Source organism: Bacillus cereus group sp. N31 (assembly GCF_016483245.1).
GTDB classification, from domain to species: Bacteria; Bacillota; Bacilli; order Bacillales; family Bacillaceae_G; genus Bacillus_A; species Bacillus_A toyonensis.
Map to the genome: position 1 here is coordinate 37,669 of NZ_JAEHCH010000017.1, position 13,373 is coordinate 51,041.

Here is a 13,373-nt window from a genome sequence, read left to right on the forward strand (position 1 = left end):
AGAACGGAAAGTTGGCATGTATTTTGCAATAAAAAGAGAAAACAATGTAAAGAAAAGGATGGGGTACGCAATGAACACAAAAAAATTTGCTAAAGTAAATGAACAAATTCCAGGACCAAAAGCAGCAACTTTATTAGAGCGCCGCCAAAATATAGTACCAAAAGGAGTAAGTAACGGCATATCAACGTTTGTACAATCTGCAAATGGAGCTCTTGTAACAGATGTTGATGGTAATCAGTATATTGATTTTGCTGGGGCAATAGGGACAATTAATGTAGGGCATTGTCATCCGGCTGTTAAAGAAGCACTTCATAAACAAGTAGATCAATACATTCATACGGGATTTAATGTCATGATGTATGAGCCATATATTGAATTAGCGGAAAAGCTTGCTGCATTAGCACCAGGAAGTTTTGATAAACAAGTACTATTTTTAAACAGTGGTGCTGAAGCCGTAGAGAATGCAGTGAAAATCGCCCGTAAATATACGAAAAGATCAGGTATTATTGCGTTTTCTAAAGGTTTCCACGGGCGTACATTGATGACAATGACGATGACAAGTAAAGTAAAGCCATATAAATTTGGATTCGGTCCATTTGCTCCAGAAGTATATAAAGCGCCATTCCCATATGAATACCGTCGTCCAGAGGGGTTAACGGAAGAGCAGTACGATGATTTTATCATTGAAGAGTTTAAGAACTTCTTTATATCAGAAGTAGCACCAGAAACAATTGCAGCTGTTGTTATGGAGCCGGTTCAAGGGGAAGGCGGATTTATCGTCCCAAGTAAGAAATTTGTTCAAGAAGTACGCAATATTTGTTCAGAACATGGCATCTTATTTGTAGCGGATGAAATTCAAACTGGATTTAGCCGTACAGGAAAATACTTTGCAATTGATCATTATGATGTCGTTCCAGATTTAATTACAGTGTCTAAGTCATTAGGAGCTGGTGTACCGATAAGCGGTGTTATTGGACGTAAAGAAATTATGAATGAGTCTGCACCTGGAGAGCTTGGTGGAACGTATGCAGGAAGTCCATTAGGATGTGCGGCTGCATTAGCGGTTCTGGATGTAATAGAAAAAGAAAAATTAAATGATAGAGCGATAGAATTAGGAAAAGTCGTAATGGACCGATTCCAAGAGATGAAAAATAAATATAATTGCATCGGTGATGTGCGCGGATTAGGGGCAATGTGTGCATTTGAGATCGTTCAAGATCGTAAGACGAAAGTGCCTGACAAAATATTAACAGCTAATTTGTGTGCGGAAGCAAATAAACGAGGATTACTTTTATTATCTGCGGGGACATATGGAAATGTTGTCCGTGTATTAATGCCATTGGTTATTACAGATGAGCAACTTGAGGAAGGTTTAACGATTATTGAAGAATCATTACAAGCTTGTTATGAGCAAGCAAATATCGCCCGTGTATAAAAACTGAATGATAAATCGCAAACATTCTAGCTGACTCTATATAAAATGCAGAAAATTCACTTTATAATAAAGGTAGTGAAGTGAATCGATGGATTTGAAGTTAGGGGTGGCTAGGATGGTTGCAGAAAAGGAACGAGTGTTAATGGATTTAAAAGATGTATTTGAATATGCGTTTGACGAAATTTTTGTTACAGATGAGCAGGGAATCGTTGTACGTGTAAATAGTACATGCGAAAGGCACTATCAACTAGCTGCTGAAGAGTTAGTAGGTAAACATGTAAAGGAACTACAAAAGGATGGGATCTTTTATCCATCCGCAACATTAGAAGTAATTGAAAAAAAGAGACCGATTGAACTCGTTCAAACGACGAAATCGGGAGAGTATTTACATGTTCGGACGAGGCCAGTTTTTGATGATGAGGGAAATTTAAGAAGAGTGATTAGTTATTCTCGAGATCTTACTGAACTCTATCAATTACGACAAAAGGTAGAGGAAATGGATAATCAGTTAAAAACATACAAAAAAGAATTAAGAGAAACATATGAACATGAAGGACTTATTTTTAAAAGCATTGCTATGCAAAAAATAATAGAAACGATTAAAAAAGTATCTGTGGTAGATAGTACTGTTCTCGTTTTAGGTGAGACAGGCGTGGGAAAAAGCCGCTTAGTACGTCATCTACATGAAGTAAGTCACCGGAAGAATGAAAGTTTCTATGAAATTAATTGTGCGGCTTTGCCAACAAATTTAATTGAATCGGAGCTTTTTGGATATTCAGGTGGGTCTTTTACAGGTGCAAATCGTGAAGGGAAAAAGGGATTATTAGAGTCAGCACATAAAGGGACTCTTTTTTTAGATGAAATTGGTGAAATGCCGCTTGAAATTCAAGCGAAGCTTCTGCAAGTATTGCAAGAAAAAACATTTCGTCCTATAGGCGGAAGAGAATTAAAAAAGGTGGACGTTCGAATTGTAGCGGCAACAAATAGAGATTTAAGTGAGATGGTGAAACGAGGAACATTTCGGAAAGATTTATATTATCGTCTGAATGTCATTCCGATTTCAATTCCGCCACTTCGGGAAAGAACAGAAGACATTTTACCACTCGTTTATCATTATTTACAGCACTTTAATAAAAAGTACGGACGTGATGTAAAGTTAGCACCTAGTACGTTACAAATGTTTGTTGGATACCCGTGGGAAGGAAACAATAGAGAAATAGAGAATGTAATTGAAAGAATTGTTATTACTGCTGACGATATCGTTACGATAGAGGATTTACCAATAGCAATGCAGGAATCAACAGTTGAACAGTCAGGTCAAAGTCTCTATAAAATGTTGGAAGAAGTGGAACGAAATATTATTTTAAAAGCGTATAAAACATGTGGATCAAGCTATAAAGTAGCAGAGTTTCTAAAAATAAGTCAATCTGCTGCCACTAGGAAGATTAAGAAGTTCATAGAGGAGGAAGAAAACATTGGATAAAAAAGCGATGTATATAAATGGTGAGTGGATTACACTGCAAGAGCAAATTGAAGTAAACAATCCAGCAACGAAAGAAATATTTGCAACTGTACCAAAGGGCGGGATAACAGAGGCAAAGCAAGCTGTTGATGCGGCGCATGAGGCTTTTAAAACATGGTCAAAATTAACAGCCGCGGATCGTGCAACGAAATTAAAAAAGTGGTTCACACTTATTGATGAAAATAAAGAAGAAATCGCAGCGATTATGACGAAGGAGCAAGGAAAGCCGTTTGCAGAAGCGCTTGGTGAAGTGAATTATGCAAATAGCTTTGTTGAATGGTATGCAGAAGAAGGGAAGCGCGTATACGGTGAAATGATTCCTGCTTCTCATCCGAACAAACGTATTTTAGTTATGAAGCAACCAGTTGGGGTTATGGCAGCTATTACACCGTGGAACTTCCCAGCGGCTATGATTACGAGAAAGGTAGCTCCAGCGCTTGCAGCAGGTTGTACAGCAGTTGTAAAGCCTGCAAGTCAAACACCGTTAACTGCATTGAAGTTAGCTGAATTAGCACACGAAGCGGACATTCCAAAAGGTGTAATAAACATTGTAACAGGTAGTGCAAAAGCAATTGCTGATACGTGGATGGAAGATGAGCGCGTTCGAAAAGTGTCCTTTACAGGATCAACGGAAATTGGGAAAGAGTTAATGACTAGCGCTGCGCAAACGATGAAAAAAGTTTCATTAGAATTAGGTGGTCACGCTCCATTTATCGTAATGAATGATGCAGATTTAGATAAAGCGGTAGAAGCCGTTATTGGTTCGAAATTCCGTAATGCAGGACAAACGTGTATATGTACAAACCGAGTATTCGTTCAAGAAGAAGTATACGAAGTATTTGTAGAGAAGTTCCAAAAGGCAGTAGGGCAACTTAAAGTCGGAGACGGATTCGGTGCGGAAACTACTGTAGGACCACTTATTGATGAGAATGCAGTTTTAAAAGTACAAGAACATATTGAAGATGCAGTTCAAAAAGGTGGAGAACTCTTATATGGAGGCCAACAGGTTACAGAGCTAGATGGACATTTCATTCAGCCGACTGTAATTGGATTGGCAAATGATACAATGCTTTGTATGACTGAAGAAACATTTGGACCCGTTGCACCAGTTGCGAAATTTAAAACAGTTAAAGAAGTAATTGAACGTGCAAACAATACACCATACGGTTTAGCTGCGTATATTTTTACGAAGGATATTAGCCAAGCGTTCCAAATTAGTGAAGCGCTAGAGTACGGTATTATCGGTTTAAATGATGGTCTTCCGTCAGTTGCACAAGCACCGTTCGGTGGATTTAAAGAAAGTGGTATCGGGCGTGAAGGCGGTCATTTCGGCATCGAGGAATATTTAGAAATCAAATACATTTCATTAGGATTATAAGTAATACACTAGAATCTCTATAAGGTAACAGAGAAGGAGATTCCAGTATGATATATTGGCTATTATTACTTGTTACAATTATTTTTGAAGTAGCTGGAACGATTGCGATGAAATTATCGAATGGCTTAACAAAGCTTGTTCCAAGTGTACTTATTTTCGTTTGTTATGGTATTTGTTTCAGTATCTTTGCTATCGTTGTAAAAAAGATTCACTTAAGTATTGCTTATGCGATCTGGTCTGGCCTAGGGACACTACTTATTACGATTATTAGTATATACTTCTTTAAAGAGCATATTAACTTATTCCAAGCGTGTTGTATTTTATTTATCGTTTTAGGTGTAATTGGACTTAAAGTATCATCGGCATCATGAGAGCTATCTTGTGTAGAAGATAGCTTTTTTCTATTTGTGTAGTTAGCAATTAATACGACAAAATATGACAAGAAAGTGTAAAGGGTTTTGTTATGATACATATGAAATGTTGTCTTATGTGGAGGAAAAAGTATGTTAAAAAAGGTGAGACAGTAGATGTAGATGGTTTGCAAGTAACTCTCGATTCAGTCCAATTAGGGTATCCAGATTACACCATAGATAAAAAGAAAGATGATATTTTAGGGATTGTTTTCAGGGTGAAAAATAATAGTAAAAAAGAAATACCTTTTGCATTTTACGAATTTGAGATTACAAATAAGAAAGGTACAAAGTTTAAAGAATATAAATATGATAGCTTCATTAGTAAAAAGGTAGCACCAGATGAAAAAATCCAAGACATCATGCGATTTGATGTAGATAAAGAAAATACATATATCGCCACATACAGGCCGGAGTTTAAACGTGAGAATAGAACGATAAAATTTGAATTGAAGCCGAACAAATAAAAACACATTGGATCATCCAATGTGTTTTTATTTTGGTTAATTTAAAATGCCCAGTTACCTTTACGGAAAATCGGCTCATGTCTTCCATCAGCTGTAATACCGTCGATATCAAGCTCAGCTGATCCGATCATGAAGTCGTTGTGTGTGATACTAGCGTTTGCGCCGTTTTCAGCAAGTTCTTCTTTAGACATTGTTTTTCCACCAACTAAGTTAAATGCGTAAGCATTTCCAATCGCAAGGTGGCAAGATGCATTTTCGTCAAATAGTGTATTGTAGAATAAAATATTTGTGTTTGAAATTGGTGAGTCATGAGGCACTAAAGCGACTTCTCCTAAGAAGTGAGAACCTTCATCTGTTTCTACTAAATGTTTTAAAGCTTCCTCACCAGATTCAGCTTTATAGTCTACGATACGCCCGTTTTCAAATGTTAACGTGAAATTATCGATAATGTTACCTGCAAATACTAACGGTTTTGTGCTAGAAACTTGGCCGTTTACCCCCGTTTTAAGTGGCATTGTAAATACTTCTTCAGTTGGAATATTAGCCATAAATGGTACGTTCTTTTCATTTAAGCTACCAGCACCAGCCCATACATGCTTCTCTGGAAGTTCAATTGTTAAATCTGTTCCAGGACCTGTATAGTGAAGAGCTTTATAATGCTTTTCGTTTAAGTAAGCCACTTTTGTATGTAATGTTTCATCGTGTTCTTTCCATGCTTCTACAGGATTTTCTAAATCAGCGCGAGTAGCTTTGAAAATAGCATCCCATAGCTTTGCTTCTTGTTCTTCTGGTGCTACGTTAGGGAATACTTTCGCAGCCCATTCTTTCGTAGGAACAGAAATTACACACCAGCTTACTTTATCGGCTTGTACATAATCACGGTATACTTTCATCGCTTCTCCAGCTACTTTATGGGCTGTTGCGATACGTGTTGCTTCTACCCCTTTTAATAAATCAGGATTTTCTGCATAAATAGACATAAATGCAGCGCCTTCTTTTGCTAATTCTTCACGAGCATGTGCTTTCCAAGAAGGGAATTCAGCGAATGCTTCTTCAGGAGCTAAATCGAACTTTAAGCGTGTTAACGTCTCATCATTCCAATCAACATATACGTGTTTTGCACCAGATTTATATGCTTTTTCTGTAACGAGGCGTACGAATTGTACAGCTTCAAGAGGTGCGCTAATTGATAAAGTTTGTCCGGGTTGAATATTAACACCAACATTAACTGCAAGGGCAGCATACTTCTCTAACGTTTGTTCAAATGACATATGTATAATCTCCTTTAGTTTGAAAGATTTCTTACTATATATAATACAAGAAAATTCTAAAAATATATATAAATATAAAGTAAAAAGAGAGCTCAAAATGTATTGAGCTCTCACATTTATTTAATGGAAGAAGCGAACTGTTCAACTGTAGTTGTATGGTGTATACGAACACGTTTCATTTTTAGCAACTCATCCGGTTCACCTTTCGTAATGAACTTTCCAGGCTTTGTTGTCGTCGCAAATTGATAATATTTCTTCGTTTCTGTAATGACTTTATCATCTACATGGCCGAATGGATAAGCAATTGCGATAACGGGCTTACCTGTTATTTTTTCTAGTTTTTCTTTCGATCCTTTTAATTCTTCTTCGTAGTTTGTAATCTTCGGTAAATCAGCATGTGTTGCTGTATGAGACTGCACTGAGAAAATACCGGAATCAACCATTTCCTTTATTTCATTTGTAGAGAGAGAGCCTTCAACATCGACATTATCAACAATCATATATTCTGTTGCTGTCGGCTTGAAAGTATCGTCTTTTAGTTTTTGCAAAATATGAAATGCATTCATATTATTTTTCATACCATCGTCAAATGTAACAAAAATTGGCTTGTTGACTTTATTAATATCGCCCCAGCGTTCAAACGTTAATAATGTATAACCGTTATCTTTTAAATATTTCATTTGGCCTTCAAAGTTAGCGGGTGATACGAATAAATCTTTAATGCCTTGTCCATGATAATCATCGATTGCATGGTACATAAGAACGGGAACCTTTTGCTCGAAAGTAATAGCAGATTTTGTGAGTGAGATGATTTTTCCATCTTCCTTGACTCCTGCTGCTTCAATTTGGAACTCACCGCGTTTTCCTTCAAATTCTTTTATGTCAAATGGAAGTGTAAATTGTTTCTCCTTTTCTTTAGAAGAAAAAGATTTAGCATGTTCCTTTCCATCCGCAGTGCGCCAAATTTTATATTGTACTTCGGTTAGAGAATCTTTTATTTCTGTAATATGGATACTTGTGTTTGTAGAATCGTGTGTAATCGGATTATAAGAAATTTTACCTTGTTCTTGCACAGTCTCCTCTTGTTTTTTAACTTCTTGAACCTTTTTCTCTTTTTTAGGTTCTGGACTTACAGTGCTAGTATTACATCCTGCTAGAATAGCAGACGTACATAAAGCAATTGCTGCGTATTTTCTCATAAAATCACCTTCTATTGTGTAGTATGTTGCATTACTTATATTTAAAATCCCCACCGCTGTAAGAGCGGTGGGGAATTACCCTTGTTTATCGTATCATTTTTAGATGGGGGATAGGTTAGTGACTGTAAACAGATCTCTTCTTTCGTTTTTTAGTAAGATTTAAAATATCTTAAGGTTTACTTTATAAGAGATGCGAATTTTTCCATGGACATATCAGGTCCTACAAAATGGCGTTTAATTAAGAGTTGCTCGTTTGGGGTACCTTTTGTAATGTGATTGCCGTGATCAGTAGTTACTGCGAACTCATAATGTTTTTTTGTTTCTTCGACAGCGGCGTCATTATAAGAGCCTACTGGGTAGGCGAGAGCGATGATCTTTTTACCGGTAAGAGTTTCGATTTTTTCTTTAGAACCGCGTAATTCCTCATCATAATTACCTGAATGAGCCATCATTGTATGATTTGCAGTATGAGATTGAATAGAAAAAATACCTGAATCTATCATTTGTTTTATATCATCTGTTGATAGACGGTTCGGTTTGTCTATCTCATTTGAAGTAAGAAATTCAGTTGCTGCAGGTTGGAATGTATCATCTTTTAATTTTTGTAAAACATGAAGAGCATTCATATTATTTTTTCGACCATCATCCATTGTTATAAAAATAGGTTTATTAACACGGTTTATATCATTCCAACGTTCAAATGTGAGCATCGTATAACCGTTATCTTTTAAATACTGCATATGTTTTTCGAATTGTTCAGGCGGTACGTATAAGCCGTAATCACCATCACTTGGTCCAGGGTATTTTTCAATCGCATGATACATCAAAAATGGTACATGTTGCTGGAATGTAATTTTAGATGTTACTAGATTTGTTTCCGTATTATCTTCTTTAATCCCTACTGTTTCAATTTGAAATTCTCCACGTTTTAAATGAAATGTTTTTAAATGAAGTGGGAGGGCAAAATCACGATCTTTTTCTTGTGAAGTAAAAGTTTGTTTGCTTTCAGGTCCATCGGCAGTACGCCAAATATTGTAACGTACTTGTTTAAATGAATCTTTTAAGTTTTTTGTATAAAGCGTGGTGTTTTGTGCGTTATATTCATACGAATCCCATGTGATAGCCCCTTGCGTTAAAGGGATTTCTACTGTTTTTGCTTGTGCTTTTTTTGGTTCAACTGCTTGTTCCGCTGTTGTTTCGTTTATTTGTTTATCACTAGCATTACTAGTGTTACAACCTACGAGAATAGCAGAGGAAAGTAAAGCGATATATGTATATTTTTTCATTCTATCATCCTTCTATTGTGTTTTAATTATAGTCACTTATACCCTTGTCCATCATATCATCATAGAATATATAGGGGAATACATTTTTGGAATAATTCGGAAAGGAGTCTTGCGTTTTTTTGGGAGTAGTTTACATATAGAAGATAGTAAAAAACTCCACTCAAACTTCATTTAGAAAAATAGAAGTAAGGTGGAGTTTTTTATTAGATAAACAATCCAGCGATTGTCGCAGATAAAATAGAAGCAAGTGTTGACGCGAATAGCATTTTCCAACCAAATTTAGATACGACGCTTCCTTGTTTTTCAGAAAGGGCACGGATTGTACCAACAATCGCACCAATTTGGCTAATACTTGCGAAGCTAATTAAGAATACTGTAACGATCCCAACTGTACGTGGAGCTAATGTTGTAACTGTTTCTTTTAAATCAAGGATTGCTACAAACTCGTTTAATACAATCTTCGTACCCATAATACCACCAGCTGGGATAATATCTTGAGTTGGAATACCCATTAAGAATGCGAATGGAGCAAGTATATAACCGAAGATTTGTTGTAACGTAATAGCATGTCCCATTGCACCTGAAGCTGCGCTAATTACGTAGTTCACAACTTCCATAACACCGATGAAAGCAATCATTAATGCAGCAACGATCCCAGCTACTTTTAAACCGTCAAGCGCACCGTTAATCATTGCGCCAATAAAACTGTCTCCGAATAGAGTTCTATCAAATTTTTGAATCACTTCGTCTTCTTTTTTCGTATCAACTGGTGTTAATAACGAACAAACGATTAAGCTTGAGAATAAGTTTAGCGGAAGAGCAGCTAGTACATATTTCGCATCTAACATCATTACGTATGATGCTGTAACAGAAGCAGAAACGGAGCTCATCGCAGAACAACAAATGATAAACATACGGTTTTTGTTAAAATGCTGTAAATCATTTTTAATAACGATTAACGCTTCACTTGAACCGAAGAATACAGAATTTACTGCGTGGAATGATTCAACGCGTGGTAAACCAGTAATTTTTGAAATTGCACCGCCGACAACGCGAACGATAAATGGTAAAACACCTAAATAACTAAAGATTGAAAGTAGTGCTGAGAAAAATACGATAATTAATAATACATTTAAGAAAAAGACAAAATCTCTTTGAATCCCATTAAAGAGAAAATCGACACCTGTCGTACCAAGTTTAATTAGTTTGTTGAAAACTTTACTAATGAAAATAATGATTTGTTGACCAACCTTTGTAGCAAACATAAACCAACCGATTAAAATTTGGAAACCAATCATAATTGCAATTGCGCGGAAGTTGATTTTACTTTTGTTGTTTGACAAAGCAAAACATAAACCTAAAACGACAAGAATACCGATAATGCTCATTACATATTGCATGTAGTTGCCCCTTTCAGAAGTTCGTATAAAGTTTGTACATAAAACGCTCGTTATATTACTAAAAATAAAACAAAGAGGTTTTATGTCATACGTAAGATGTCTGACCTTTTAGAAAAGTAAAAATAAAAAAAGACCCATATGGATTCACTTTCATCTATGAGAGAAAGCTAATCAATATGAGTCCTTTTTTGCGCATAGGCTAATATTCATTAGTTTTCCCCATAGTCCAGCAATTTAAGGTTGCCGGGTAGAAACTCTCGATCCATATTATCGAGTATATATGAGGTAACATCGTCCGTATTAAATTAGTAGTAGCGTAACATTACTAGAGAACTATCGTCAATAGCTTTTTTTCTTCCAATAGAAATAGACCATATAAGTATGATAAAATGTAACGCAGTGTTATGAAAAAGAGAGGTCGGAAAATGAGTACAAAAATGACGCCACCAGTTGAAAAAAACGAGTTTATAGATGTAGTATTTGAAGATTTAACACACGATGGTGCCGGTGTTGCGAAAGTAAAGGGTTATCCTATTTTCGTTAAAAACGGACTACCAGGTGAAGAAGCACAAATTAAAATTATTAAAGTGAAGAAAAACTTCGCGTTTGGTCGTTTGATAAAACTTCATACAGAGAGCCCGTATCGTAAAGATGCAGAATGCCCAGTATACAACCAGTGCGGCGGTTGTCAGCTTCAGCACTTAACATATGAAGGACAATTACAAGCGAAAGAAAAACAAGTACGTGACGTTATGCAGCGTATCGGTGGGTTAAGCGATGTCCCTGTTCATCCTGTACTTGGCATGAAAAACCCATGGGTATACCGTAATAAAGCACAAGTACCGATTGGGGAACGTGAAGGCGGACTTGTAGCTGGCTTCTATCGTCAAGGAACGCATGACATCATTAATATGGAATCATGCTTAATTCAGGCAGAAGAAAACGATGCATTAATTCAAGAAGTGAAACGTATTTGTGAGAAACATGGTATCTCGGCATACAATGAAGAGCGTAACAAAGGAACACTACGCCACGTAATGGCTCGCTACGGACAAGTAACAGGGGAAATTATGCTTGTCTTCATTACACGTACAGCAGAATTACCAAACAAAAAAGCAATCATTGAAGAAATTGCAGCGAAATTCCCAGAAGTAAAATCAATCGTTCAAAACGTAAATACGAAACGAACAAACGTTATTTTCGGTGATACAACGACAGTACTGTACGGATCAGAATATATTTATGACTTTATCGGTGACATTAAATTCGCGATTTCAGCACGTTCATTCTATCAAGTAAACCCAGAACAAACGAAAGTGCTATACGATAAAACGCTAGAATACGCAAAGTTAGATGGTAACGAAACAGTAATTGATGCATATTGCGGAATCGGATCAATCTCTTTATTCCTAGCGCAAAAAGCGAAAAAAGTGTACGGCGTTGAAATCGTCCCAGAAGCAATCGAAGACGCAAACCGTAACGCAGCACTAAACAACATGACAAACGCTGAATTTGGCGTAGGAGAAGCAGAAGTAGTCATTCCAAAATGGTACAAAGAAGGCGTAATCGCCGACACAATGGTCGTAGACCCACCGCGTAAAGGTTGTGACGAAGCGCTATTAAACACAATCATCGACATGAAACCAAAGCGCGTCGTATACGTATCATGTAACCCAGCAACATTAGCACGCGACTTAAAAGTACTAGAAGAAGGCGGATATAAAACACAGGAAGTACAGCCTGTTGATATGTTCCCGCATACGACTCATGTGGAGTGTGTGGCTTGGCTTAAGTTGGTATAATAGAAAAGCAGTTGATATAGGAAAAATCTATACCATCTGCTTTTTGGTTTACAAAAATACCATTCATAAGCGATTTTAGTTAAAATAAATATTGCTGATTTTCACAAATTATAAATTGAGAGTTTGAAATTGCATTCATAATGAGAGGATTTGAATTTGAAATGATAGATAATTTTTGGCGTGAATTACCACGACCATTTTTCGTACTTGCACCAATGGAAGATGTGACAGACGTCGTTTTTCGTCACGTAGTAAGTGAAGCTGGCCGACCGGATGTATTCTTCACAGAGTTTACAAACTCGGATAGCTATTGCCATCCAGAAGGTATGAAAAGTGTACGTGGCCGTTTAATTTTTACAGAAGATGAACAACCAATGGTAGCACATATTTGGGGAGATAATCCTGAATATTTTCGTCAAATGAGTATAGGTATGGCAGAGTTAGGATTTAAAGGTATCGATATTAATATGGGATGCCCAGTACCGAATGTAGCATCGAGAGGAAAAGGTAGCGGCCTTATTCTACGTCCAGACGTTGCAGCAGAATTAATTCAAGCAGCAAAAGCGGGCGGATTACCTGTCAGCGTAAAAACGCGACTTGGCTTTAAAGAGTTAAGTGAGTGGGAAGATTGGTTAACGCATATTTTTAAACAAGATATTGCAAACCTTTCTATTCATTTACGTACAAGAGAAGAAATGAGCCAAGTAGATGCGCACTGGGAACTAATTCCGGAAATTAAAAAATTACGTGACCGCATTGCACCAAATACGTTAATAACAATCAATGGAGACATTCCTGATCGTCAAACTGGAATGGAACTTGCTGAAAAATACGGTATTGATGGCGTTATGATTGGACGAGGAATCTTTAAAAATCCATTTGCTTTTGAAAAAGAGCCGAGAGAACATAGCAGTAAAGAACACCTTGATCTTCTAAGACTACAGCTTGATCTTCAAGATCAATATGCGGAAGTACTACCACGTTCAATCACAGGGCTTCATCGCTTTTTCAAAATTTATGTAAAAGGATTCCCTGGAGCTGCTGAACTAAGAAATCAATTGATGAGCACGAAATCGACTGATGAGGTGCGTGCGTTGCTTGATAAGTTTGAGGCAAGTGTTAACACGGCTGGAGATAGTGAAACAGTGTAACTTTTGAAAGTTAGAGCTGATGGGGTGTATCGATTTTATGAGCGTTTGTTTC

10 protein-coding genes, 1 pseudogene and 1 riboswitch are annotated in these 13,373 nt (G+C 36.8%); of the genes and pseudogenes, 7 read left to right on the plus strand and 4 right to left on the minus strand.

Annotation, left to right across the window (positions count from 1 at the left end; all coding sequences use genetic code 11):
- Positions 1–70 precede the first annotated feature (70 nt).
- From gabT to JDS81_RS19675, 5 genes and pseudogenes are all read left to right on the plus strand, one after another.
- Positions 71–1,435, plus strand: coding sequence for a 4-aminobutyrate--2-oxoglutarate transaminase (gene gabT, locus JDS81_RS19655; RefSeq protein WP_088055848.1), 1,365 nt, complete (start codon positions 71–73; stop codon positions 1,433–1,435).
- Positions 1,436–1,550: 115 nt separating this feature from the next.
- Positions 1,551–2,918, plus strand: a complete 1,368-nt coding sequence (locus tag JDS81_RS19660; protein WP_000225129.1) for a sigma-54 interaction domain-containing protein — start codon at positions 1,551–1,553, stop codon at positions 2,916–2,918.
- 7 nt (positions 2,919–2,925) lie between these two features.
- Positions 2,926–4,335 (plus strand): NADP-dependent succinate-semialdehyde dehydrogenase, encoded by a 1,410-nt coding sequence (gene gabD / locus JDS81_RS19665; RefSeq protein ID WP_199688612.1) that lies wholly within the window; start codon positions 2,926–2,928, stop codon positions 4,333–4,335.
- A 47-nt stretch (positions 4,336–4,382) separates the two neighbouring features.
- Entirely contained in the window at positions 4,383–4,706 is a 324-nt protein-coding gene (locus tag JDS81_RS19670; protein ID WP_000641000.1) for a DMT family transporter, read from the plus strand.
- Between the two features lie 128 nt (positions 4,707–4,834).
- Positions 4,835–5,212, plus strand: a pseudogene (locus JDS81_RS19675) (DUF4352 domain-containing protein); the annotation flags it as partial.
- Between the two features lie 41 nt (positions 5,213–5,253).
- Here JDS81_RS19675 and JDS81_RS19680 read toward each other — a convergent pair.
- The 4 genes from JDS81_RS19680 to JDS81_RS19695 all read right to left on the minus strand — a co-directional run bounded on the left by JDS81_RS19680 (position 5,254) and on the right by JDS81_RS19695 (position 10,368).
- Positions 5,254–6,483 carry an aminopeptidase gene (locus JDS81_RS19680; RefSeq protein WP_097953919.1) on the minus strand — a complete coding sequence of 410 codons (1,230 nt, stop codon included), beginning with the start codon at positions 6,481–6,483 and terminating at the stop codon, positions 5,254–5,256.
- A 116-nt stretch (positions 6,484–6,599) separates the two neighbouring features.
- Positions 6,600–7,682 (minus strand): polysaccharide deacetylase family protein, encoded by a 1,083-nt coding sequence (locus JDS81_RS19685; RefSeq protein WP_097953920.1) that lies wholly within the window; start codon positions 7,680–7,682, stop codon positions 6,600–6,602.
- 176 nt (positions 7,683–7,858) lie between these two features.
- Positions 7,859–8,968 carry a polysaccharide deacetylase family protein gene (locus JDS81_RS19690; protein ID WP_097953921.1) on the minus strand — a complete coding sequence of 370 codons (1,110 nt, stop codon included), beginning with the start codon at positions 8,966–8,968 and terminating at the stop codon, positions 7,859–7,861.
- Positions 8,969–9,171: 203 nt separating this feature from the next.
- Entirely contained in the window at positions 9,172–10,368 is a 1,197-nt protein-coding gene (locus JDS81_RS19695; protein ID WP_001200495.1) for a NupC/NupG family nucleoside CNT transporter, read from the minus strand.
- Between the two features lie 202 nt (positions 10,369–10,570).
- Positions 10,571–10,672: riboswitch (purine riboswitch) on the minus strand.
- A gap of 121 nt (positions 10,673–10,793) precedes the next feature.
- On the opposite strand from JDS81_RS19695, the gene rlmD reads away from it, so the two are divergent.
- A complete protein-coding gene (gene rlmD, locus JDS81_RS19700; RefSeq protein ID WP_000105010.1) occupies positions 10,794–12,170 on the plus strand; it encodes a 23S rRNA (uracil(1939)-C(5))-methyltransferase RlmD in 1,377 nt (458 codons plus the stop codon).
- A 161-nt stretch (positions 12,171–12,331) separates the two neighbouring features.
- The gene (locus JDS81_RS19705) at positions 12,332–13,321 is read left to right on the plus strand and encodes a tRNA dihydrouridine synthase (RefSeq protein WP_000566715.1); all 990 of its coding nucleotides are present in this window, start codon (positions 12,332–12,334) and stop codon (positions 13,319–13,321) included.
- Positions 13,322–13,373 lie beyond the last annotated feature (52 nt).